Origin of the sequence: Leclercia sp. 1548 (assembly GCF_050435045.1) — a bacterium.
GTDB lineage: Bacteria > Pseudomonadota > Gammaproteobacteria > Enterobacterales > Enterobacteriaceae > Enterobacter > Enterobacter adecarboxylatus.
Genome location: NZ_JBNDJP010000003.1, coordinates 422932 through 445457, shown reverse-complemented (window position 1 = coordinate 445457; position 22526 = coordinate 422932). Strand labels below are relative to the sequence as shown.

22 protein-coding genes are annotated in these 22526 nt (G+C 57.7%); 16 read left to right on the top strand and 6 right to left on the bottom strand.

Annotated elements, in window-relative coordinates:
* Positions 1 to 2 precede the first annotated feature (2 nt).
* The 3 genes from ytfT to ABIE02_RS11580 all read left to right on the top strand — a co-directional run bounded on the left by ytfT (position 3) and on the right by ABIE02_RS11580 (position 3678).
* A complete protein-coding gene (ytfT, locus tag ABIE02_RS11590) occupies positions 3 to 1028 on the top strand; it encodes a galactofuranose ABC transporter, ATP-binding protein YtfT (RefSeq protein WP_163604553.1) in 1026 nt (341 codons plus the stop codon).
* On the top strand, positions 1015 to 2016 hold the full coding sequence (gene yjfF, locus ABIE02_RS11585) for a galactofuranose ABC transporter, permease protein YjfF (protein ID WP_032616236.1): 1002 nt from the start codon (positions 1015 to 1017) through the stop codon (positions 2014 to 2016). The genes ytfT and yjfF overlap by 14 nt, the downstream gene beginning before the upstream one ends.
* A gap of 93 nt (positions 2017 to 2109) precedes the next feature.
* Positions 2110 to 3678, top strand: a complete 1569-nt coding sequence (locus tag ABIE02_RS11580; RefSeq protein WP_230431137.1) for a methyl-accepting chemotaxis protein — start codon at positions 2110 to 2112, stop codon at positions 3676 to 3678.
* Here ABIE02_RS11580 and ABIE02_RS11575 read toward each other — a convergent pair.
* Together ABIE02_RS11575 and fbp are read right to left on the bottom strand one after the other, a co-directional pair.
* Entirely contained in the window at positions 3653 to 4009 is a 357-nt protein-coding gene (locus ABIE02_RS11575; protein ID WP_051916100.1) for a helix-turn-helix domain-containing protein, read from the bottom strand. The two genes, ABIE02_RS11580 and ABIE02_RS11575, sit on opposite strands and share 26 nt — an antisense overlap.
* A 594-nt stretch (positions 4010 to 4603) precedes the next feature.
* The gene (gene fbp / locus ABIE02_RS11570) at positions 4604 to 5602 is read right to left on the bottom strand and encodes a class 1 fructose-bisphosphatase (RefSeq protein WP_032616238.1); all 999 of its coding nucleotides are present in this window, start codon (positions 5600 to 5602) and stop codon (positions 4604 to 4606) included.
* A gap of 179 nt (positions 5603 to 5781) precedes the next feature.
* Between fbp and mpl the strand changes: the two genes are divergently transcribed.
* A complete protein-coding gene (gene mpl / locus ABIE02_RS11565; protein ID WP_032616239.1) occupies positions 5782 to 7155 on the top strand; it encodes a UDP-N-acetylmuramate:L-alanyl-gamma-D-glutamyl-meso-diaminopimelate ligase in 1374 nt (457 codons plus the stop codon).
* Between the two features lie 79 nt (positions 7156 to 7234).
* Here the strand turns inward: mpl and yjgA are convergent, their stop codons facing one another.
* On the bottom strand, positions 7235 to 7786 hold the full coding sequence (gene yjgA / locus ABIE02_RS11560) for a ribosome biogenesis factor YjgA (RefSeq protein ID WP_059308883.1): 552 nt from the start codon (positions 7784 to 7786) through the stop codon (positions 7235 to 7237).
* A gap of 95 nt (positions 7787 to 7881) precedes the next feature.
* Here yjgA and pmbA point away from each other — a divergent pair, with 95 nt between their 5' ends.
* Together pmbA and cybC are read left to right on the top strand one after the other, a co-directional pair.
* Entirely contained in the window at positions 7882 to 9234 is a 1353-nt protein-coding gene (gene pmbA, locus ABIE02_RS11555) for a metalloprotease PmbA (protein ID WP_130587939.1), read from the top strand.
* A 211-nt stretch (positions 9235 to 9445) separates the two neighbouring features.
* Positions 9446 to 9829, top strand: coding sequence for a cytochrome b562 (cybC, locus tag ABIE02_RS11550; RefSeq protein ID WP_077226775.1), 384 nt, complete (start codon positions 9446 to 9448; stop codon positions 9827 to 9829).
* Positions 9830 to 9902: 73 nt separating this feature from the next.
* Here cybC and ABIE02_RS11545 read toward each other — a convergent pair whose 3' ends face one another.
* A complete protein-coding gene (locus tag ABIE02_RS11545) occupies positions 9903 to 10061 on the bottom strand; it encodes a Hok/Gef family protein (protein WP_059308881.1) in 159 nt (52 codons plus the stop codon).
* A 419-nt stretch (positions 10062 to 10480) separates the two neighbouring features.
* Between ABIE02_RS11545 and ABIE02_RS11540 the strand changes: the two genes are divergently transcribed.
* From ABIE02_RS11540 to ABIE02_RS11495, 10 genes are all read left to right on the top strand, one after another.
* Positions 10481 to 10819 (top strand): glycine dehydrogenase, encoded by a 339-nt coding sequence (locus tag ABIE02_RS11540; protein ID WP_098946216.1) that lies wholly within the window; start codon positions 10481 to 10483, stop codon positions 10817 to 10819.
* 10 nt (positions 10820 to 10829) lie between these two features.
* Positions 10830 to 11192: an SFCGS family glycine-rich protein gene (locus ABIE02_RS11535; RefSeq protein WP_032616243.1), complete on the top strand. Its 363-nt coding sequence runs from the start codon at positions 10830 to 10832 to the stop codon at positions 11190 to 11192.
* Between the two features lie 2 nt (positions 11193 to 11194).
* Positions 11195 to 11494 (top strand): DUF4312 family protein, encoded by a 300-nt coding sequence (locus ABIE02_RS11530; protein ID WP_006810338.1) that lies wholly within the window; start codon positions 11195 to 11197, stop codon positions 11492 to 11494.
* Positions 11495 to 11516: 22 nt separating this feature from the next.
* Positions 11517 to 12293, top strand: coding sequence for a DUF4311 domain-containing protein (locus tag ABIE02_RS11525; RefSeq protein WP_032616244.1), 777 nt, complete (start codon positions 11517 to 11519; stop codon positions 12291 to 12293).
* A gap of 13 nt (positions 12294 to 12306) precedes the next feature.
* Positions 12307 to 12948 carry a DUF4310 family protein gene (locus ABIE02_RS11520; RefSeq protein WP_103178023.1) on the top strand — a complete coding sequence of 214 codons (642 nt, stop codon included), beginning with the start codon at positions 12307 to 12309 and terminating at the stop codon, positions 12946 to 12948.
* Between the two features lie 42 nt (positions 12949 to 12990).
* Positions 12991 to 14124, top strand: coding sequence for an amidohydrolase/deacetylase family metallohydrolase (locus ABIE02_RS11515; protein WP_336994939.1), 1134 nt, complete (start codon positions 12991 to 12993; stop codon positions 14122 to 14124).
* Positions 14108 to 15226 carry a DgaE family pyridoxal phosphate-dependent ammonia lyase gene (locus ABIE02_RS11510; RefSeq protein WP_148568784.1) on the top strand — a complete coding sequence of 373 codons (1119 nt, stop codon included), beginning with the start codon at positions 14108 to 14110 and terminating at the stop codon, positions 15224 to 15226. Before ABIE02_RS11515 ends, ABIE02_RS11510 begins: the two co-directional genes overlap by 17 nt.
* Positions 15223 to 15963 (top strand): 2-dehydro-3-deoxy-phosphogluconate aldolase, encoded by a 741-nt coding sequence (gene dagF, locus ABIE02_RS11505; RefSeq protein ID WP_032616248.1) that lies wholly within the window; start codon positions 15223 to 15225, stop codon positions 15961 to 15963. The genes ABIE02_RS11510 and dagF overlap by 4 nt, the downstream gene beginning before the upstream one ends.
* 288 nt (positions 15964 to 16251) lie before the next feature.
* The gene (locus ABIE02_RS11500) at positions 16252 to 17388 is read left to right on the top strand and encodes a lactonase family protein (RefSeq protein ID WP_336994938.1); all 1137 of its coding nucleotides are present in this window, start codon (positions 16252 to 16254) and stop codon (positions 17386 to 17388) included.
* A gap of 19 nt (positions 17389 to 17407) precedes the next feature.
* Positions 17408 to 19318, top strand: a complete 1911-nt coding sequence (locus ABIE02_RS11495) for a BglG family transcription antiterminator (protein WP_032616250.1) — start codon at positions 17408 to 17410, stop codon at positions 19316 to 19318.
* A 1-nt stretch (position 19319) separates the two neighbouring features.
* Here the strand turns inward: ABIE02_RS11495 and nrdG are convergent, their stop codons facing one another.
* Positions 19320 to 19784: an anaerobic ribonucleoside-triphosphate reductase-activating protein gene (nrdG, locus tag ABIE02_RS11490; RefSeq protein ID WP_148568780.1), complete on the bottom strand. Its 465-nt coding sequence runs from the start codon at positions 19782 to 19784 to the stop codon at positions 19320 to 19322.
* Between the two features lie 391 nt (positions 19785 to 20175).
* The gene (nrdD, locus tag ABIE02_RS11485; protein ID WP_155166243.1) at positions 20176 to 22314 is read right to left on the bottom strand and encodes an anaerobic ribonucleoside-triphosphate reductase; all 2139 of its coding nucleotides are present in this window, start codon (positions 22312 to 22314) and stop codon (positions 20176 to 20178) included.
* Between the last annotated feature and the right edge of the window lie 212 nt (positions 22315 to 22526).

Below are 22526 nucleotides of genomic sequence, written 5' to 3'. Positions count from 1 at the left end.
TCGTGATGCCACGTTCACTGACTCAAACTGGCGAGCCGAAACGCCGCTTCCGCTGGCCCACCGGAACGCCGCAAATCATTGCGCTGCTGCTGGTGTTACTGGTGGATAGCCTCGTTTCGCCGCATTTTTATCAGATTATCCTCCAGGATGGCCGCCTGTTCGGCAGCCCAATTGATATCTTAAACCGCGCGGCCCCGGTGGCCCTGCTGGCGATCGGCATGACCCTGGTGATCGCCACTGGCGGTATCGACCTGTCGGTAGGGGCGGTGATGGCTATCGCGGGCGCCACCGCGGCCTCGATGACCGTGGCCGGACACAGCCTGCCGGTGGTGCTGCTGGTGACCCTGGGAACGGGCGTGCTGGCGGGATTGTGGAACGGCATCCTGGTGGCGATCCTCAAAATACAGCCCTTCGTCGCCACCCTGATCCTGATGGTGGCCGGACGCGGGGTGGCGCAGCTGATCACCTCCGGGCAGATCGTCACCTTTAATGCCCCCAATCTGGCGTGGATCGGCAGCGGCTCGCTGCTTTTCTTCCCGACGCCGGTGATTATCGTGGTGGTGACGCTGATTGCGTTCTGGCTGTTCACCCGCAAAACCGCCCTCGGGATGTTCATTGAAGCGGTGGGGATTAACATTCGCGCGGCGAAAAACGCCGGGGTCAGCACCCGCCTGATGGTGATGCTGACCTACGTCTTAAGCGGGGTCTGCGCCGCCATTGCCGGGATCATTGTCGCGGCCGATATACGCGGGGCCGACGCCAACAACGCGGGCCTGTGGCTGGAGCTGGATGCGATCCTCGCGGTAGTCATCGGCGGCGGGTCGCTGATGGGCGGGCGCTTTAACCTGCTGCTGTCGGTAATTGGCGCGCTGATTATCCAGGGAATGAACACCGGGATCCTGCTGTCTGGTTTCTCGCCCGAGTTAAACCAGGTGGTGAAAGCGGTAGTGGTGCTCTGTGTGCTGATCGTCCAGTCGCCGCGCTTTATCAGTCTTATTAAGGGGATGCGTGGCCATGATAAAACGTAATTTACCGTTAATGATCACCCTGGGCGTGTTCGTGCTGGGCTATCTCTACTGTCTGACGCAATTCCCCGGTTTTGCCTCGACGCGTGTGATCTGCAACATCCTGACCGATAACGCCTTTCTTGGGATCATCGCCGTCGGCATGACCTTCGTGATCCTCTCCGGCGGGATCGACCTCTCCGTTGGGTCAGTGATCGCCTTTACCGGCGTCTTCCTGGCGAAAGCGATCGGCTACTGGGGGATCTCCCCACTGCTGGCCTTCCCGCTGGTGCTGGTGATGGGCTGCGCCTTCGGCGCCTTTATGGGGTTGTTGATTGATGCGCTGAAGATCCCGGCGTTCATTATCACCCTCGCCGGGATGTTCTTCCTGCGCGGCGTCAGCTATCTGGTGTCGGAAGAGTCGATCCCGATTAACCATCCGGTTTACGACACGCTCTCCAGCCTGGCGTGGAAAATTCCCGGCGGCGGCCGTCTGAGTATTCTCGGGCTGGTGATGCTGGGCGTGGTGGTGATCGGTATTTTCCTCGCCCACCGTACCCGCTTCGGTAACGAGGTGTACGCCATTGGCGGCAGCGCGACCTCTGCCAACCTGATGGGCATCTCCACCCGCAGCACCACCATCCGTATCTATATGCTCTCAACCGGGCTGGCGACGCTGGCGGGGATTGTCTTCTCCATCTATACCCAGGCAGGCTATGCCCTGGCGGGTGTGGGCGTTGAGCTGGACGCGATTGCCTCGGTGGTGATTGGCGGCACGCTGCTGAGCGGCGGGGTCGGCACGGTGCTGGGGACGCTGTTTGGCGTGGCGATCCAGGGGCTGATCCAAACCTATATCAACTTCGACGGCACGCTGAGTTCCTGGTGGACCAAGATTGCGATAGGCATCCTGCTGTTTATCTTTATCGCCCTGCAGCGCGGCCTGACGGTGCTCTGGGAGAACCGCCAAAGCTCGCCTGTCACCCGCGTGAGCACAACGACCAGCAAGGGATAACTTGCTGAATTTTCGCAATGTCTAAATCTTTTCCGGTAGCGGCCGATAACCCTTAATTCTGTCCAGATTTATCTCGCTACCGGAAATTACATCATGCTTAAAACGCTATCGATTCGTACCGGCTTGCTTTCGTTACTGGCCGTCATGACCCTCCTGCTGCTGCTCGTCAGCGGTATCGGCATTTATGCCCTCACACAAAGTTCCGCTTCACTGCAGCGCATTAATCATCTTCAGGGTGAACAGCTGGTGCAGCTTAACTCGGGCTACACCCTGATCCTGCGCGCGCGCAACGAAGCAGGGCAGGCCGTGCGCATGATGGAGGTGGGTCTGCTGGATGACGCCGCAAAAGCGGTGAAAAACATCAATGATGAAATCACGCAGGCACAAACCACGTTGAAAAACGTGATCGATAGCGGGGTAAACGATCCCGAAGGCGAACTGCTGCTGAAGAAGGTTGCGGCAAGCCTCGCAGCCTATAATGACCAGGGGATCGTGCCGATGCAGAACGCGCTGAAAGAGCAGAGCGCGGATGCCTATTACGATCTGCTGGAGAACCATCTGGTGCCGGTGGCACGTCAGTTTGATAACGACATGCAGGCCTTCCAGACCTGGAGCAACAGCCGCGGTAAAGCCGAAGTGGCGGCGGTGCAGGCCAGTAAAAACCGGGTAATGATGCTGATTATCGTCGCCGCGCTGCTGACCGCCGGGATTATTGTGCTGGCCTGGCTGGCACTGCGTCATATGCTCCTGAAGCCGCTCTCCACCTCTATCGCCCAGCTTGAACACGTGGCTGCCGGGGATTTGACCCACACTCTGCCTGTGCCCGCAAGCCAGGAGTTTAACCGCCTGAATGCCGCCATCGAAGCGATGCGCCAGTCGCTGATGGGATCGGTGTTGCGCGTGCGCGATGCCAGTTCCCAGATCGACACCGGCAGCCGGGAGCTGACCGCCGGCAACATGCATCTTGCCCAGCGCACCGAATCCACCGCCACCTCGCTGGAGCAGACCGCAGCCAGCATGGAAGAACTTACGGCCACGGTGAAACAGAACGCCCATAACGCCGAGCAGGCACATCAGGTGGCGAAGACGATGTCTGATACCGCTGATCGCGGCAGCGAAATGGTGTGCTACGTGATTGAGAAGATGCGCGATATCTCCGGCAGCGCCGAACGTATCGCCGATATTCTCAGCGTTATCGACGGCATTGCCTTCCAGACCAATATCCTGGCGCTCAACGCCTCGGTAGAGGCCGCCCGCGCGGGTGAGCAGGGCCGTGGTTTTGCGGTGGTGGCCGGTGAAGTGCGTATACTCGCCAGCCGCAGCGCCGATGCGGCAAAAGAGATCCGCACCCTGATCAGCGACTCGCAGTCACACGTCAGCGAAGGCAGCGAACTGGCGCAGCAGGCGGGTGAAACCATGGATGAGATCGCCAGCGAAGTCATGCGCATGACTCGCCTGATGCGTGAGATTGCTAACGCATCGCACGAGCAGAGCAGGGGCATTGAGCAGGTGAATATTGCGGTCAACCAGATGGACGAAACCGCCCAGCAAAACGCGGCGCTGGTCCAGCAGTCTTCCGCCGCGACGCGCTCGCTGGAAGAGCAGTCGCGCGAGCTTATCGAGGCGATGTCATCGTTTAAACTGTCGATGCAACAGGCGTAGCATCATCACATTCCGGCGCTGTAACAGGCGCCGGAATGCTCTCACCCATGGACGGCGCATTGGCGATCTGGTCATGGATCAAGCCCAGCAGTTTTTCCATCTCAACGGTCAAGTGCAGCGCATAAGGCGTTGGCTCCAGAAATAGACCCTGGCGGGTAAACAGCGGCACATTAAAAAGCATCCCAAAGCGTTTCAGCGCCATGCTCACGGCCGGTCTGGACATATCAAGACGTAAAGAGGCTTTGGCCATACTCCCGCACCTGACAACTTCAATAAAGATCGGAATCAGATTGAGGTCGATCCCAGTAGCTGCGCGAGAGAGATTTTTCATTTCTGCGAATTTCCGTTGAACACACTTTGAACGCCATAATGATGACGGATTGATTCAGCGGGTTACAGCAGCATTTTTATATAGTTTTATAGCGAAAAAGGTATAAATCACGGGGAAAGTAACGGGCCGGATGGTGGGAGGAGTCCCTGATAATTGCCTTGTTCTTAAAGCAATAAAATAGTATCGATTTAATGAATAGCTTACAGCGACTCCCTGGTCCGGCTGAAAATCGCCGAAGCGTTTCCGCAAGGCCGGGGCGAGGCGCAGGGACGCGCCGAGAGGGCATAGCCTGCAGGGATGCAGGCTGGTGCCCGACCCGAAAGCCTGGAGGAATAAGCTGAGGGCACCGCGAAGCGGCGATTTTCTTTGCCGGGAGCCGGGATTGTGAAGGGGGCGGCGGCGAGCCCCCTTCACACGTTCACGGGTGACGCGGCTGACAGAGAAGTGCTGAACGTAAAGTGAACGGAACAACCACCTTAGTCGCATGCTCCCCCTCACCCCAGCCCTCTCCCCAAAGAGGAGAGGGAGCCGACCGTGCCAATATTGTGTGGGGATGCTTCAGGCCAGCTGGCCCCTTTTTCTCAAACTAACACATCAGGCATCCGGGTATTCCCGGATTAAGCGCTCGACGTCTTCCACCATATGATCGTTGCCGACGAAGAACGAACGGCGCTGGTGCAGGCTTTCAGGGATGATATCCATGATCCGCTCTTTACCGTCGCTGGCTTTACCGCCCGCCTGTTCAGCGAGGAAGGCCATCGGGTTGCACTCGTACAGCAGACGCAGTTTACCTTCCGGGTGGCTGGCGGTGCTTGGGTAGAGATAGATGCCGCCTTTCAGCAGGTTGCGGTGGAAATCCGCTACCAGGGAGCCGATATAACGGGAGGTATAAGGGCGTTGGGTGGCTTTATCCTCTTCCTGGCAGAATTTGATGTATTTCTTCACGCCCGCCGGGAATTTGATGTAGTTCCCTTCGTTGATGGAGTAGGTGCTGCCTTTCTGCGGGTAGCGCATGCGCTCCTGGCAGAGACAGAACACGCCCAAAGACGGATCGTACGTAAAGGCATGTACCCCGCAGCCGGTGGTGTAAACCAGCATGGTGGAGGAGCCGTAAACCACATAGCCCGCGGCAACCTGCTTGTTGCCCGGCTGCAGGAAATCTTCTTCGGTAACCGGCGTGCCGACAGGGGTAACGCGGCGGTAAATGGAGAAGATCGTGCCGACAGAGACGTTAACGTCGATGTTAGAGGAGCCATCCAGCGGATCCATCAGAACGACATATTTTGCGTGTTCACACCCTTCAAAGACCACGATTTCGTCTTCTTCTTCAGAGGCGATCCCCGCAACGATGTCGCGTGCGCGCAGTGCAGCTTTGAGTTTTTCATTCGCGAACAGATCGAGTTTTTGTTGAACTTCGCCCTGCACGTTTTCAGCACCGCTGGCACCCAGGATATCGACCAGACCGGCCTTATTGATATCGCGATGGATGATCTTGGCGCCCAGCTTTATTGCCGACAACAAAGCAGTGAGTTCACCGGTAGCATGCGAGAACTCGTGCTGCTTTTCGACAATAAATTCACCTAACGTTTTCATAACACCTTCCCTGCATTGGATGTTGAGTAAAGTTGTTGATGCCCAACAATCTTAACAAACTTTCAAATCATCGCGCAGAGGTGAATCGCGCCAGCAACATACAGATTTCGCTGAAATGCGTTTCTCTGCCGCAGACATATGCGTAAAATGTGCGCCACATTGAAGAAGGATAGTGACGTATGCGCATTCATATATTGGGGATTTGTGGCACTTTCATGGGCGGTCTGGCTATGCTGGCGCGCTCTTTGGGCCATGAAGTGACAGGTTCGGACGCCAATGTGTATCCGCCTATGAGCACGCTGCTGGAAAACCAGGGCATTGATCTTATTCAGGGTTACGATGCCAGCCAGCTGGATCCGCAGCCGGATCTGGTGATCATCGGCAACGCCATGACCCGTGGAAATCCATGCGTGGAAGCCGTGCTGGAAAGGAATATTCCCTACATGTCAGGCCCGCAGTGGCTGCATGACTTTGTGCTACGCGATCGCTGGGTTGTTGCTGTTGCGGGCACGCACGGCAAAACCACCACCGCCGGAATGGCGACCTGGATCCTGGAAGCCTGCGGCTACAAGCCAGGCTTTGTGATCGGTGGCGTACCGGGGAATTTCGAGGTTTCTGCCCGCCTGGGCGACAGCCCGTTTTTTGTCATCGAAGCAGACGAATACGACTGCGCCTTCTTTGATAAGCGCTCTAAATTTGTTCACTACTGCCCGCGCACGCTGATCCTCAACAACCTTGAGTTCGATCACGCGGACATCTTCGATGACCTGAAAGCGATTCAGAAGCAGTTCCATCACCTGGTGCGTATCGTGCCGGGCCAGGGGCGCATCATCCTGCCGGAAAACGACGTCAACCTGAAGCAGACTATGGCGATGGGGTGCTGGAGCGAGCAGGAGCTGGTAGGCGAGCAGGGCCACTGGCAGGCGAAAAAGCTCACCAACGACGCCTCCCAGTGGGAAGTGCTGCTGGAGGGTGAAAAAGTCGGGGAAGTCCACTGGGGGCTGGTGGGCGAACACAACATGCATAACGGCCTGATGGCGATTGCCGCAGCCCGTCATGTGGGCGTACTGCCTGCCGATGCGGCAAATGCGCTGGGATCGTTTATCAACGCCCGCCGCCGTCTTGAACTGCGCGGCGAAGCCCATGGCGTGACGGTGTATGACGATTTTGCCCATCACCCGACGGCGATCCTCGCGACGCTGGCCGCCTTGCGCGGCAAAGTGGGCGGCACGGCACGTATTCTGGCCGTACTTGAACCTCGCTCCAACACCATGAAGATGGGCGTTTGCAAAGACGATCTCGCGCCGTCGTTAGGCCGTGCGGATGAAGTCTTCTTGCTGCAGCCACAGCATATTCCGTGGCAGGTCGCAGAAGTGGCCGAAGCCTGCGTCCAGCCTGCGCACTGGAGTGCCGATGTGGATACGTTAGCGGAGATGGTGGTGAAAACCGCGCAGCCTGGCGATCACATTCTGGTGATGAGCAACGGCGGGTTTGGTGGGATCCATCAGAAGCTGCTGGATGGGCTGGCAAAGAAAGCAGAAGCGGCAGTGTAATCTTTTCCCTCTCCCTGAATGAGAGAGGGAACATTCACCCCCTCGGCCCGTTGGGAAGAGGGGGAAAATAACGCGGTTTTTAACCTTCGGCTTCCGCCAGCTCGCGCAGATACTGGAAGATCAGACGCGCAGACTTCGGCGGCTTATTCCCTTCTTTCTCTTTCCTGGCATTACGGATCAGCGTACGCAACTGCTGGCGGTCGGCGTCCGGCCACAGGTTCAGTACCTCTGCGATGGCGTCATCGCCATTATCAATCAGACGATCGCGGATCTGTTCCAGCTTGTGGAACAGGGCAACCTGCTGGTTGTGGCGGTTTTTCAGCTTATCGAGCGCCTGGCGAATAGGCTCTACGTCGCGCTGGCGCAACATTTTACCAATCAACTGAAGCTGGCGGCGACGGCCCTCTTTCTTGATACGCTGTGCCAGTTCGATGGCGGCACGCAGATCGGGATCCAGCGGGATTTTATCCAGCGCGTTCTTACCCAGTTCTACCATTTCCGCACCAAGCTGTTTTAACTCTTCGGCGTCGCGTTTAATTTCACTTTTACTGACCCAGATGATCTCATCATCTTCGTCTTCGATGTCATCACCGGGAACGTCGTCGAGCCAGTCTTCGGGCTGCTTAGTCATGTCAGGCTCCTTAAAAAAAGAGGCTAATCTTACCAGTTTAGGCGCGTACTGAGAAACGGTTCTCTGTTAGACTTCAGCTAACTACACCTTACATTATGGCATTTACGATGAAAGTGATCTCACAAGTTGCAGCGCAGCGTAAAGCACTGGAAGAAGCTGTCTCCATGGCTCTGGAGCTGGCGTCAGCGAAATCCGACGGGGCAGAAGTCGCCGTCAGCAAAACCACCGGTCTGAGTGTCAGCACCCGCTATGGCGAGGTGGAAACCGTTGAATTTAATAGCGATGGCGCATTAGGGATTACTGTTTATCACCAGAACCGTAAAGGCAGCGCCTCCTCCACCGACCTCAGCCCGGATGCCATTGCGCGCACCGTGCAGGCGGCGCTGGATATCGCCAGCTACACCTCCCCGGACCCTTATGCAGGCGTCGCCGACAGAGAATTACTGGCCTTTGAGGCCCCGGATCTGGATCTGTTCCACCCGGCAGAAGTGACCCCTGACGAAGCCATTGATTTCGCGGCGCGCGCTGAACAGGCCTCCCTTAATGCCGATAAGCGCATCACCAACACCGAAGGCGGCAGCTTTAACAGCCACTACGGCATTAAAGTTTTTGGCAACAGCCACGGCATGTTGCAGGGCTATAGCTCTACCCGTCACTCGCTTTCCAGCTGCGTGATTGCGGAGGAGAACGGCGATATGGAGCGTGATTACGCCTATACCATTGGCCGTGCGATGGGCGATCTGGCGTCGCCAGAGTGGGTGGGGATGGAGTGCGCAAAACGCACATTGTCCCGGTTGGCTCCACGAAAATTGTCTACCATGAAAGCACCGGTTATTTTTGCCAATGAAGTGGCAACCGGGTTGTTCGGGCATCTGGTCGGGGCAATCGCAGGGGGCGCGGTATACCGTAAATCGACCTTCCTGCTCGACGCGCTGGGCACGCAGATCCTGCCGGAATGGCTGACCATTGAAGAACATCCGCACCTGCTGAAAGGGCTGGCCTCTACGCCGTTCGATAGCGAAGGCGTGCGCACGGAACGTCGCGATATCATTAAAGACGGCATCCTGACTCAGTGGCTGCTGACCAGCTACTCCGCGCGCAAACTGGGGCTGCAAAGCACCGGCCATGCGGGCGGCATCCACAACTGGCGTATCCCTGGCCGCGGCCTGAGCTTTGAGCAGATGCTGAAAGAGATGGGTACCGGGCTGGTGGTAACGGAGTTGATGGGCCAGGGCGTTAGCGGCGTAACCGGTGACTACTCCCGCGGGGCGTCTGGCTTCTGGGTCGAAAACGGTGAAATTCAGTATCCGGTGAGCGAAATTACTATCGCCGGTAACTTAAAAGATATGTGGCGCAATATCGTGACGGTAGGCAACGATATCGAAACGCGCAGTAATATCCAGTGCGGATCGGTGCTGTTACCGGAGATGAAGATCGCCGGCCAGTAATACCCGCCAGACTTCACGCTGCAGATGCGTTGGCAGCGCGCGTTCATCCCGGCACTTACTCTGTAAGCTCCCGGGCGTTCACGCGCTTGCCGCGTTACTCGGCCCTTTGGGGCCAGCGCGCGCGCTGTTCAGGGCACAAGTGCCTTGTCTTGCAACGCGAATTATTCAGGGTATTCGTCGGTTTTTTTAATAATAAAAAAGGAAGTGAGCAATGCGTAAAAATCTGTTAGCTATCCTCGCAGCCTCAACGCTGGTATTGAGTACGTCGGTCTTTGCCGACCTGGAAGACAATATGGACACCCTCAGCGAAAACCTGAAGGTGGTGCAGAAAACGGACAATGCGGCGGAAATGAAAGGCGCACTGACCAAAATGCGTGCCGCCGCGGTGGACGCGCAAAAAGAGACGCCGCCGAAGCTGGAAGGTAAAGCGGAGAACAGCGCGGAGATGAAAGATTACCGTCACGGTCTTGAGACGCTGGTCGGGCAGATTGACGGCGCGCTGAAGCTGGCCAATGAAGGCAAAGTAAAAGAGGCGCAGGCGGCGGCCGATGGATTTGTGACCACACGTAATACTTATCACAAAAAATATCGTTAATGGGTGCCTGAGCCGTACGTCCTTGATACACTCATAAAATGCAGGGGGATTGCTCTCCCCCTGCATAATAGCTCTACTCCTTGCCAGAGCTGCAATCCAGTCGGGCAGTCACTTCCAGTGAACCGTTGCGATAGTGAATTTCGCAAAGTGTTCGACGGGTTATCAGCGTCAACAAAATTGCTGTTATTGCGGCAATCGTGGCGACTCTGATAATAAGTTGTGTGCGTTTCATGGATGCCTCCTTGCTTCTTAAGCGGGTAAGGCAGCGAACTTCACGTGTTAGGACGTGTTGTTTCGGGCCCCATCCCTGATTTTTATTCAGGTGGGGCTTTCCACTTCCCGTCCCATGCATGAGACGGTCAGTCTCAAGCACCCGCAGCCACTCTACCCAATCCCCATAAGAAAACCTTATCCAGCTCACATTTCTACGAGTCTGCTCGTAAACTTTTTCACTTCCACCACGCCGCTTTTCCCGTTCAGGAGCGTGATATTCATCACGTAAAACCAGCGGAAAATCATCATTCAGCGTAATTATGTGGCACAGATCACTGGCGCCGCTCTCCTTTCCACTTCGAAGTGGAAAACAACTCGCTACAAACCAGCAACAGCCAGCGTTAGTTTTATCCCAGAGCCAATAACGGGGTAATACGAGTGATTAACGGAACGGTAATAAACGACACTGGAGACCAGGCGGCGCAAACTGAACAGCTGGCCGACACCATGCTCAAGCAGACGTTCACGCTGCTTAGTCATCACCACATTATCCCCAATGCCGTTCAGGAGCAGATGCTGACCTCCCACGTTCGCGCCATGGCGCACCGGTCAGTGACCGGCGAGCCGCTGCCGGAAGTTGAGGCTGACCTGTTCGACGAAATTTCACCTGAATCAATGCAGCTTGCCCGGGACGTCGTGGCGCAGTTTGGCAACCTTCCTGATGAAGAAGCCTGGCTGCTCTCCGTTCACTTTGAAGTCGCAAAAGACAACCTTTAAGGAGTACATCATGGAACAAATTACAGTCGTTATCGGCGATCGCCTGGGTAAAGGTCAGAAGGTTGCAGCAGGCGTTGAAAAAGCAGGCGGACGCGCCGTGGTGGTGCCAGGCATGGCGGCAGACATGAAGCTGGGCGATGTGATGAAAGCGGAAAACGCGACCTTCGGCATCTCCTTCTGCGGCAGCGGTGGCGCAGGTGCTATTACCGCGCAGACCAAATATGGCTACAAAGCGAAATACGGCATGCGTTCCGTGGAAGAGGGCGTGACCGCCATCAACGAAGGCTGCAACGTGCTCGGTTTTGGCTTTATGGATAAAGAAGAGCTGGGTGAGCGTCTGGTCCAGGCGTGGCAGAAGAAGCACGGCGCATAAGCATGAAAGAACAGTTCACCACCACGGTGAGAGTAAAAGGCAAGGGTGACGCCAAAGCGCGCGCCTTTGCCGACGCGCTGAACCATGTTCAGGCCGCGGTGATGAAAGCATCGCCGCATATCTTACTGCGTATTGAGCCACAGGATGTGCAGGTTGTTCAGGCGCAAGAAGCGGTGCGTAAAGAGGCGTTTCTGTTCTTCTTTTTGCGCCGGGAAAGACGCACCTACAGCGTGGAGCTGGACGTGACCGTCAACGTGACTGCCATCAATCTGGACCAGGTGGACTTTGTCACGCAACGCTGATTCTTACTAATAGGGCAGACTAATGTTCCTGATAATTTTAATAAAATCGCTCATCATCGGCGGCCTGGTTGGCGTCGGCGTTGGTGCCGGGGCTGCACGCATGTTTCATGCGCCTACCACACAGGGTATGGGCGCGTTTCGTACGTTGGGGGAGCTGAACTCCTGTGAAGGGGATCCGGCGTCTCACTTCTCCTTTGGGTTAGGCTTCTTCTTCAACGCCTGGGCCTCGTCGGTGGCGGCGGGTTCCTTCACCCAGGACGTTGACCACCGCATCATCCCGAACTGGGGTGCCGCGGCGCTGATGATCAAAAACCGCAACGTCGGCGAGACGCTGCACGATCCACGCAAAATGGCGATAGCCTGCGGCGTGATCGGCATGCTGGTCGTCACCTTCCTGAACCTTACCGCCTCTTCCGTACCGGCAGCCCTTCAGGTCACCGCCGTGAAGGTGCTGGTTCCGGCGGCGAACCTGTTGGTGAACACCGTGATGCCGGTGATCTTCTGGCTGGCAGCCATCGACGCGGGCAAAAAATCCGGCTTCTGGGCCACCGTCTTTGGCGGCGCAGCGCAGCTGATCATGGGTAACGCCGTACCGGGTCTGGTGCTGGGGATCCTGATCGGCAAAGGCGTGGAAGAGAGCGGCTGGAACCATGTCACCAAAGTGATGATGGTCGCTATCGTGGCGCTGTTCGTGCTGAGCGGCTTCTTCCGCGGCTTCGACATGAAGATGATTGAATCCTTCCATCTGACCGTGCCGAACTGGCTCGACATGATCCACAACTCGCTCAGCGGCAAGTAACAGGAGCCTCTAAATGGAACAGAATAAAGGTTTTTGGTATGCCGACTGGTCGTTCCCGATCTTCGTTGGCCTGCTCTCCTCCGGCGTCTTCGCCGGGACACACATGTACTACCTCTACGGCATTGGCGCGTTTAACGAAGTGGCCTTTGTGGCGATGCTGAAAGCGGGCATCGATACCGGTGCCTACGGCGCGGTGGCGGCGTTCGGCGCCAGCTTCCTGTTCGCCCGTATCATTGAAGGCTCCCTGGTGGGGATCCTCGATATCGGCGGGGCGATCCAGACCGGCGTAGGCCTCGGTGTGCCGGCGCTGCTGCTGGGGGCGGGCATCATGTTCCCGGTGACCAACTTTATCGCCTCGCTGGCGACCGGCCTGGTCATTGGTCTGGCGATTGGTTACGTCATCATCCTGGCGCGTAAGTTCACCATCAATCAGAGCAACTCCACCTACGGGGCTGACGTGATGATGGGGGCAGGTAACGCCTCCGGCCGCTTCCTCGGGCCGTTGATTATCCTCAGCGCGATGACCGCGTCGATCCCCATCGGCATCGGTTCACTGTTGGGCGCTCTGCTGTTCTATATCTGGCAGAAGCCGATTACCGGTGGCGCCATCCTCGGTGCAATGCTTTTAGGCTGGCTGTTCCCGGTCGCCCTTTAATACTCGCGGGCGCTCAGGCGCTCGCCTTATCAGGAGAACCCCATGTTTGATTTACTCCTGCGCCGTGCGCGCCTCACCGACGATACCCTGACCGATATCGCCATTCAGGACGGGAAGATCGCGGCGGTTGGCGCCATCACCGATCCCGCACACCGCACCGTTGAGCTGAACGGTGACACTTACGTCAGCGCGGGCTGGATTGACTCTCACGTCCACTGCTACCCGAACTCCCCGATTTACCATGACGAGCCGGACAGCGTGGGCATTGCCACCGGCGTCACCTCTGTAGTGGACGCGGGCAGCACCGGGGCAGATGACGTGGACGACTTCTACAACATTACCCGCAAAGCCTCCACCGAGGTGTTTGCCCTGCTGAACATCTCCCGCGTCGGGCTGATTGCCCAGAACGAACTGGCCAATATGGCCAACATCGACGCCGATGCGGTGAAACAGGCGGTACAACGCCATCCGAATTTTATCGTCGGCCTGAAAGCACGCATGAGCAGCAGCGTGGTGGGTGAAAACGGTATTACCCCGCTGGAACGCGCCAAAACCATTCAGAAAGAGAACGGCGATCTGCCGCTGATGGTGCACATTGGCAACAACCCGCCAAACCTCGACGAAATCGCCGACCTGCTGAGTTCCGGCGACATCATCACCCACTGCTACAACGGCAAGCCAAACCGCATTTTGACCCCGTCCGGCGAGCTGCGCGCGTCCATCACCTCTGCCCTGAAGCGCGGCGTGCGACTGGACGTCGGCCACGGCACGGCGAGTTTCAGCTTTGAGGTGGCGAAGCGCGCCATCGCGATGGGCATTCTGCCGCACACCATCAGCTCGGATATCTACTGCCGCAACCGCCTCAACGGCCCGGTTGGCTCGCTGGCGAGCGTGATGTCGAAATTCCTCGCCATCGGCATGTCGCTGCCGCAGGTGATTGAGTGTGTCACCGCCAACGCCGCCGATGGCCTGCGCCTGGCCCATAAAGGCCGCATTCAGCCTGGCCTCGACGCCGACCTGACGCTGTTCACCCTGAAACGCCAGCCGACGCTGCTGGTGGATGCCGAAAACGACAGCCTGCAGGCTGAACACATTCTGGTGCCGCTTGCCGCGATCCGCGCGGGCAAGGGCTACATGACCGAACAAGGGAGCACGGAACATGCCTTCAATTTTTGAGAAATACAATTTAAAACAGGTGATTAACACCTCCGGGCGCATGACCGCGCTCGGCGTCTCCACCCCGCGCCCGGAAGTGGTGCAGGCGGCCATGGACGGTATGAACCAGTACTTCGAGATGAAAGATCTGGTCAACAAAACCGGGGAGTACATCGCGAAGCTGCTGGACGTGGAAGGCGCGACCGTCGTCTCCTGCGCCTCGGCGGGCATTGCCCAGTCGGTGGCGGCGGTACTGGTCAAAGACAGCGACTGGCTGCTGGAAAACCTGCACGTGACCCCGATTGCAAACAACGAGATCGTCCTGCCGAAAGGCCATAACGTCAACTTTGGCGCGCCGGTCGGCACTATGGTGGCGCTGGGCGGCGGCAAGCTGGTGGAAGCCGGTTACGCTAACGAATGCTCCGCCGATCAGCTGGCGGCGGCGATCACCCCGCGCACCGCGGCGATCCTTTACATCAAATCCCACCACTGCGTGCAGAAAAGCATGCTCAGCGTCGAGCAGGCGGCGGTTGTGGCGCGTAAGCACGAGCTGCCGCTGATCGTCGATGCGGCGGCAGAAGAAGATCTCCAGACTTACTACCGTTCCGGTGCGGATTTGGTGATCTACAGCGGCGCGAAGGCAATCGAAGGGCCAACCAGCGGCCTGGTGATCGGCAAAACCCAGTACGTGGAGTGGGTGAAACGCCAGACGGCGGGCATTGGCCGCGCCATGAAGGTGGGCAAAGAGGGCATTCTCGGCCTGACCTGCGCCATCGAACACTACCTGACGGCGACCAAAGAGAGCGGCGACGAGATGGTGGCGAAAATGACGCCATTTATCGACGCCCTGAATACCCTGAACGGCGTCACGGCCCGCGTGGTCTGGGACAGCGCTGGTCGCGACATCGCCCGCACCGAGATTAAGTTCGACGAAGCGACCACCGGGGTCGGCACTGGCGACCTGGTGAGCGCCCTGAAGCAGGGCGAGTACGCGATCTATTTCCGCGGCTACAAGGCCAACGAAGGGATCATCGAAGCCGACGTGCGTAGCGTCAGCGCAGACCAACTGAATATTGTCTATCGCCGCATCAGCGAAGTATTAGGCCAGGAGAAGAAGGCATGAAACTGACCCCCAATTTTTACCGCGACCGCGTTTGCCTGAACGTGCTGGCCGGATCCAAAGCCAATGCCAGCGCTATCTATGAAGCGGCAGAAGGTCATGTGCTGGTGGGCGTGCTCTCTAAAAACTACCCGGACGTGGACAGCGCCGTAGCGGATATGCGCGAATACGCGGCACTGATTGATAATGCGCTCTCCGTGGGCCTCGGCGCGGGGGATCCGAACCAGTCGGCGATGGTGAGCGAAATCTCCCGCCAGGTGCAGCCGCAGCACGTCAACCAGGTCTTCACCGGCGTCGCCACCAGCCGTGCGCTGCTGGGGCAAAGCGAGTCCGTGGTGAACGGCCTGGTTTCCCCGACCGGCACCGTCGGCATGGTCAAGATCTCCACCGGCCCGCTGAGCAGTAAGGCGCCGGACGGCATCGTCCCGGTGGAAACCGCCATTGCCCTGCTGAAGGATTTCGGCGGCAGCTCGATCAAATACTTCCCGATGGGTGGCCTGAAGTGCCGTGACGAATACAAAGCTGTGGCGGAAGCCTGCGCCCGTCACGACTTCTGGCTGGAGCCGACCGGCGGTATCGATCTGGAAAACTACGAGGAGATCCTGCAGATCGCCCTGGACGCAGGTGTCAGCAAGATCATCCCGCATATCTACAGCTCGATTATCGACAAAGCCAGCGGCGATACGCGCCCGGAAGATGTGCGCACGTTGTTGGAGATGACGAAGAAGCTGGTGAAGTAATAAAAACCTTACCCCTCACCCTGACCCTCTCCCCACAGGGGAGAGGGAACGATTATTCCGTCGCCCAAAGGGCAGAGGGCACGATTACCCCCTCGCCCCAAAGGGGAGAGGGAACGATTATTCCGTCTCCCCAAAGTGCAGAAGGCACGATTATTCCGTCGCCCCAAAGGGCAGAGGGCACGATTAATCCGTCTCCCCAAAGTGCAGTGGGCACGATTACCCCCTCGCCCCTTTGGGGAGAGGGCCGGGGTGAGGGGAAACAAACCGCACACACCTAAAGGAGCCACCATGCATACCCGTAACCTGCTTGTCGCTTCACTCTCTTTACTTGCCACCGCTGCCGTTGCCCAGACGCAGTACGCCTGGGTAGGCACCTACAACCCCAACGGCGAAGGGCTGTACCGCTTTACCGTCGATCCGCAATCCGGCGCGCTCGCCAACAAAACCCTGGTGCGCAAACTGCCGAACGCCGCGCAGTTGACCACCTCAAAGGATGGCAAAACGCTCTATCTGGCAAGCGAAGTTGAGCAGGGCGTGGTGCAGGCGCTGCGCGTGGGCGATAACGGCGAGGTAAGTGAGCTTAATCAGGTGGCTTCCGGTGGTGCAGGGCCGGTCTATCTCTCGCTGACGCCGAACGGCAAACATCTGCTGGTGGCTAACTACGTCAGTGGTTCGATTGCGGTTCTGCCGATCAACGCTGACGGCAGCCTGGGTGATGCCACGGACAAACATCAGGATCAGGGTGATCCGGGCGCCGCAAAACCCGAGGCGGCCGCTGAAGGAAGTTTTGCCATCAGCGATCATAATGGCCCCCATGCGCACATGATCGCCGCCGATCCGAGCGGGAAATACGTATTTTCAACCGATCTGGGCCTGGATCGTATTTATCAGTACCGTTTTGACGATCAAGCCGGGAAGCTGATCCCGAACGATCCGCCGTTTATCAGCGCCTCCTCGAAAGGGGCCGGGCCGCGTCATTTCGTCTTTACGCCCAAAGGCGATGCTTTGTGGCTGATTAACGAAGAGGCTTCTATGCTGACCCATTACGTGCTGGATAACAACGGCAGGCTGAAAGAGGGCAAAACGATCTCTGCCCTGCCAGCAGGTTATAAAGGCACCAGTTTTGCCGCCGGGCTGGCATTAAGTGCCGATGGTAAACAGCTGTATGTGGCTAACCGTTTGCATAACAGCATCGGGCACTTTACCGTAACAGCGGAGGGGACGCTGACGCATCAGGACGATGTCTGGACGCGTGGCGATTACCCGCGCACCCTGACGCTGGATAAACAGGGGCGCTGGCTGTACGTCATGAACCAGCGCAGCGACAACATTACCCGTTTCCGCGTGGCGCAGGACGGCAAGCTGAACGCCGAGCCAGACTATACGCCGGTCGGCAGCCCATCCCAGATGGTCATTTCACCTTAAGCTGTAAGAGGACAACCCCGTGCGATTTCCCAACCAACGTTTAGCGCAACTTTTCGACCTGTTGCAAAACGAAACGCTGCCTCAGGACGAACTGGCGCAACGGTTGTCGGTATCCACGCGTACCGTCCGGGCTGACATTACCGCACTCAATGCGCTGCTGGCAGGAAACGGGGCGCAATTTATTCTCAGCCGCGGGAACGGCTATCAGCTGAAAATCGACGATCCGGCCCGCTATCAGCAGCTACAGGACTCCCACCCGCGGATGCTGCGTATTCCGCGTACCGGCCCGGAGCGGGTTCACTACCTGGTGGTGCGCTTTCTGACCTCCGCTTTCTCTCTCAAGCTGGAAGATCTGGCCGATGAGTGGTTTGTCAGCCGCGCCACGCTGCAAAGCGATATGGCGGAGGTGCGCGAGTGGTTCCATCGTTATCGCCTGACGCTGGAGACCCGCCCGCGCCACGGCATGAAGCTGTTTGGCAGTGAAATGGCTATCCGCGCCTGCCTGACCGACCTGCTGTGGCAGCTGGCGCAGCAGGACAGCCTTAATCCGCTGGTGACGGAAGTGGCGCTCAACGCCGGCGTGCCGGAACAGCTCGCCGCCGTCCTGCATGAGACCTTTACCCGACACCATATTCGCCTCACCGATGAAGGTGAGCTGTTTTTACGCCTCTACGGCGCGGTGACGGTGCGGCGTATCAGCGAAGGTTATCCGTTGCCGGAATTTAACGCCGAAGAGGTGGCGGAAAACGTGCGCGATGCCGCCCGGGATATTGCCAGCGCCATCGCCCGGCTGGCCGATAAGACGCTTTCGCCTGCGGAAGAGACCTGGCTGGGGGTACATATCGCCGCGCGCCAGGTGCAGGAGATCTCCCCAAGCGCCATCAACGCCGATGATGAAGAGGCGCTGGTGAACTATATCCTGCGCTACATCAACACCCACTTTAACTACAACCTGCTCGACGACAGCCAGCTACACGCGGATCTGCTGACCCACATAAAAACCATGATCACCCGCGTGCGCTACCAGATCATGATCCCCAATCCGCTGCTGGATAACATCAAGCAGCACTACCCGATGGCGTGGGATATGACCCTCGCCGCGGTCTCCAGCTGGGGGAAATACACCCCCTATGTGATCAGCGAAAACGAGATCGGTTTTCTGGTGCTGCACATCGGCGTGGGGCTGGAGCGGCACTACAACATTGGCTATCAGCGCCAGCCGCGGGTGATGCTGGTCTGCGACGCGGGCAACGCGATGGTACGGATGATCGAGGCGGTGTTGCAGCGTAAGTATCCGCAAATCGAGGTGACGCGCACCCTGACGCTGCGGGAGTACGAGCAGTGCGAGAATATCAGCGAAGATTTTGTCATTTCCACCGCGCGGATCGCGGAGAAAGCCAAGCCGGTGGTGCTGATCGCCCCGTTCCCGACCGATTACCAGCTCGAGCAGATCGGAAAGCTGGTGCTGGTGGACCGAACGCGCCCGTGGATGCTGGAGAAGTTCTTCGACGCCAGCCATTTCCGCGTCATCGATCGCCCCATCGACCAGCAAACGCTGTTCCGGGAGCTGTGCGGCCAGCTGCAGGAGGAGGGGTTTGTTGACGCGGAGTTTCTCGACTCGGTGGTGGAACGTGAGGCCATCGTCAGCACCCTGCTCGGCGACGGCATCGCGCTGCCGCACTCCCTCGGGTTGCTGGCGCAAAAAACCGTGGTCTATACCGTGCTCGCTCCGCACGGCATTCAGTGGGGCGACGACACCGCGCACGTGATCTTCCTGCTCGCCATCAGCAAAAGCGAGTATGAAGAGGCGATGGCCATCTACGATATTTTCGTCACCTTCCTGCGGGAGCGGGCAATGACCCGGCTGTGCGGTTGCAGCGACTTTGCCGGGTTTAAAACCGTGGCGATGGAGTGTTTGAGCCGATTTTAAATTAACGTAACTGATGCACCACCTGATTACTGCTGCCGCGCCAGATAAGCATCGGATCTTTCAGATCCTGCACAAATTTGCCGTCGATCAGCACGTTGATCAGGTCTACCACCTGCATCTGGGCGTCGTTTAATTCATCCATTTTGTAGCCGGTCCACACCCAGATATCTTTTCCCACACACTCGGCACGAATGCGCTGCACCAGCTTCAAAATATCCGGGACGTTTTGCGGATGCAGGGGATCGCCGCCGGAGAGGGAGATCCCCTGGCGTTTAATGCGTGTGTCGTTGAGATCGTCGATGATCCGCTGCTCCATTTCTGCGGTAAACGGCATCCCGGAGTTCAGCCGCCAGGTGCTCTTGTTGTAGCAGCCGGGGCATTCGTGAATGCAGCCGGAGACAAACAGAGTGCAACGGGTGCCAGGGCCGTTGACGATGTCGACGGGGTAGTACTGATGATAATTCATTTTCGCTTCTCAATTGGCGCCATGACTACGTTGGCTGCCCTCGTTCACCCGGGTCACTTACTGATGTAAGCTCCCCGGGATTCGCTCGCTTGCCGCCTTGTCCTGACGTCAATTGCTTTGCGAAAAGCATTGCTTCTCAATTGACGCCATGACTACGTTGGCTGCCCTCGTTCACCCGGGTCACTTACTGATGTAAGCTCCCCGGGATTCGCTCACTTGCCGCCTTGTCCGGGCATCAGGTGCTTTGCGAAAACCAGGTTCAGGCTTAACAATGTGTTCGATCGATCCCCTCTTTTGCGAAAACCAGGTCCAGGCTTAACAATGTGCTCGATCGATCCCCTCTCCCCTGTGGGGAGAGGGTTAGGGTGAGGGGAAAAACCCTGCGCAGAACTTACCCGATCTGCCCATTCCCCAGATGCTTCACGCGGCGCTTCACCTCTTCCTGCTTACCGGCGTTAAACGGGCGCGCATCCGGGCTGCCGAGATAACCGCACACGCGGCGGGTCACGGAGACGCGGGCGGCGTCGTGGTTACCGCATTTCGGGCAGGTGAAGCCTTTGCTGGTGCATTCGAACTCGCCGGTAAAGCCGCATTCGTAGCACTCGTCGATTGGCGTGTTAGTCCCGTAATAAGGCACGTGCTGATAGCTGTAATCCCACACGTCTTCCAGCGCCTTCAGGTTGTGCTGAATGTTCGGGTATTCGCCGTAACAGATAAAGCCGCCGCTCGCGACCGGTGGGTAGGCCGCTTCAAAATCGATCTTATCGTACGGGTTCACCTTCTTCTCCACGTCGAGGTGGAAGCTGTTGGTGTAGTAACCCTTATCGGTCACACCCTCTACCACGCCAAACTCGGCGGTATCCAGACGGCAGAAACGGTCGCACAGGTTTTCGCTCGGGGTGCTGTAGAGGCTGAACCCGTAGCCGGTTTCGTCTTTCCAGCGATCCACCGCGTCGCGCAGACGCTGGACGATAGCGATGCCTTTCGCACGCAGGGCCTCGCTGTCGTAGACATGCTGGTCGCCAAACAGGGCGTTAATGGTTTCGTGGATCCCGATATAGCCCAGCGAGATAGAGGCGCGGCCGTTTTTGAAGATCTCCGACACATCATCGTCAGCTTTCAGACGCACGCCGCAGGCCCCTTCCATATACAAAATCGGGGCGACACGGGCTTTGACCCCTTCCAGCCGGGCGATACGGGTCATCAGCGCCTTACGCGCCAGCAGCAGGCGCTCGTCCAGCAACGCCCAGAAGGCGGCCTCGTCGCCTTTGGCTTCCAGCGCGATGCGCGGCAGGTTCAGGCTGATCACGCCCAGGTTGTTACGCCCGTCGTGGATCTGCTCGCCGTTTTCATCTTCGTACACGCCAAGGAAGCTGCGGCAGCCCATCGGGGTTTTGAACGAACCGGTGACTTTCACCACCTGGTCATAGTTCAGAATGTCCGGGTACATGCGCTTGCTCGCGCACTCTAATGCCAGCTGTTTGATGTCGTAGTTGGCATCGCCGGGTTTATGGTTCAGGCCGTCGCGGATGGCGAACACCAGTTTCGGGAACACCGCAGTTTTGCGATTTTTGCCGAGACCCGAGATGCGGTTACGCAGAATGGACTGCTGGATCAGACGTGATTCCCAGCTGGTGCCCAGACCGAAGCCAAAGGTGACAAACGGCGTCTGGCCGTTGGCGGTGTGCAGGGTGTTCACCTCATACTCCAGTGACTGGAAGGCGTCGTAACACTCTTTCTCGGTGCGGGTGCGGGCATAGCCGTCTGCATCCGGGATCTGCCACTCTTCCGCCACCTGGCGATGCTTAGCAAAGCTGGCGGCAACAAACGGAGCCAGCACTTCGTCGATACGGTTGATGGTGGTGCCGCCATAGATATGGCTGGCGACCTGGGCGATGATCTGCGCCGTGACCGCGGTGGCAGTAGAAATAGATTTTGGCGGCTCAATCTCGGCGTTGCCCATCTTGAAACCGTGGGTCAGCATGCCTTTCAGGTCGATCAGCATGCAGTTGAACATCGGGAAGAACGGCGAATAGTCGAGATCGTGATAGTGAATATCCCCGCGCTCGTGCGCCTGCACCACGTCACGCGGCAGCAGGTGCTGACGGGCATAGTGCTTGGCGACGATACCGGCCAGCAAATCACGCTGGGTGGGGATCACTTTGCTGTCTTTATTGGCGTTTTCGTTGAGCAGCGCAGAGTTGGTCTGTTCGACCAGGCCGCGGATCTCCTGGTTCAGGCGACCGCGTTTTTCACGCTCGATATCCCGGTCGTGACGGTATTCAATATAGGCGCGAGCCAGCTGTTTATACGGACCCGACATCAGCTGGTTTTCCACCGCGGTCTGGATCTCGTTGATATCCACCTTGCTGCGGTTTTTCATCTGATTACTGACGACGTCTGCGACGGTGGCGCAGTAATCTGCGTCATCGACTCCCGCTGCTTTAGCTGCACGCAGAATCGCTTCCTGAATGCGCTCTGATTTGAAAGGCACGTTACAGCCATCTCGTTTCATCACATGCGGTGTCATGATCACTCCATTCATCTATTTATAACTACAGGTTATCCACAGAGTCAGGGAAAAGGGTCGGGGCCGTAACTGCCGACACGCGCGCGATTTCTCCTGATATCGACCCTTTTTATCCACAATTTTAAGCAGCGTGGTTTGCATCGTCTTGTGGCAATAATAGACGATGAATACAACATCTTGGGTCGGCGAGCATTCTAAGTTCTATATATAGT

Bases quoted from the DNA above. Each gene is read 5' to 3' on its own strand.
- ABIE02_RS11535 (WP_032616243.1), top strand. From the start codon at position 10,830: ATGGAACAAATTACAGTCGTTATCGGCGATCGCCTGGGTAAAGGTCAG.
- dagF (WP_032616248.1), top strand. From the start codon at position 15,223: ATGAAACTGACCCCCAATTTTTACCGCGACCGCGTTTGCCTGAACGTG.
- ABIE02_RS11520 (WP_103178023.1), top strand. From the start codon at position 12,307: ATGGAACAGAATAAAGGTTTTTGGTATGCCGACTGGTCGTTCCCGATC.
- yjgA (WP_059308883.1), bottom strand. From the start codon at position 7,786: ATGACTAAGCAGCCCGAAGACTGGCTCGACGACGTTCCCGGTGATGAC.
- nrdD (WP_155166243.1), bottom strand. From the start codon at position 22,314: ATGACACCGCATGTGATGAAACGAGATGGCTGTAACGTGCCTTTCAAA.
- ABIE02_RS11580 (WP_230431137.1), top strand. From the start codon at position 2,110: ATGCTTAAAACGCTATCGATTCGTACCGGCTTGCTTTCGTTACTGGCC.
- ABIE02_RS11525 (WP_032616244.1), top strand. From the start codon at position 11,517: ATGTTCCTGATAATTTTAATAAAATCGCTCATCATCGGCGGCCTGGTT.
- mpl (WP_032616239.1), top strand. From the start codon at position 5,782: ATGCGCATTCATATATTGGGGATTTGTGGCACTTTCATGGGCGGTCTG.
- ABIE02_RS11500 (WP_336994938.1), top strand. From the start codon at position 16,252: ATGCATACCCGTAACCTGCTTGTCGCTTCACTCTCTTTACTTGCCACC.
- ABIE02_RS11515 (WP_336994939.1), top strand. From the start codon at position 12,991: ATGTTTGATTTACTCCTGCGCCGTGCGCGCCTCACCGACGATACCCTG.
- ABIE02_RS11575 (WP_051916100.1), bottom strand. From the start codon at position 4,009: ATGAAAAATCTCTCTCGCGCAGCTACTGGGATCGACCTCAATCTGATT.
- pmbA (WP_130587939.1), top strand. From the start codon at position 7,882: ATGGCATTTACGATGAAAGTGATCTCACAAGTTGCAGCGCAGCGTAAA.
- cybC (WP_077226775.1), top strand. From the start codon at position 9,446: ATGCGTAAAAATCTGTTAGCTATCCTCGCAGCCTCAACGCTGGTATTG.
- yjfF (WP_032616236.1), top strand. From the start codon at position 1,015: ATGATAAAACGTAATTTACCGTTAATGATCACCCTGGGCGTGTTCGTG.
- fbp (WP_032616238.1), bottom strand. From the start codon at position 5,602: ATGAAAACGTTAGGTGAATTTATTGTCGAAAAGCAGCACGAGTTCTCG.
- ABIE02_RS11510 (WP_148568784.1), top strand. From the start codon at position 14,108: ATGCCTTCAATTTTTGAGAAATACAATTTAAAACAGGTGATTAACACC.
- nrdG (WP_148568780.1), bottom strand. From the start codon at position 19,784: ATGAATTATCATCAGTACTACCCCGTCGACATCGTCAACGGCCCTGGC.
- ABIE02_RS11530 (WP_006810338.1), top strand. From the start codon at position 11,195: ATGAAAGAACAGTTCACCACCACGGTGAGAGTAAAAGGCAAGGGTGAC.
- ABIE02_RS11545 (WP_059308881.1), bottom strand. From the start codon at position 10,061: ATGAAACGCACACAACTTATTATCAGAGTCGCCACGATTGCCGCAATA.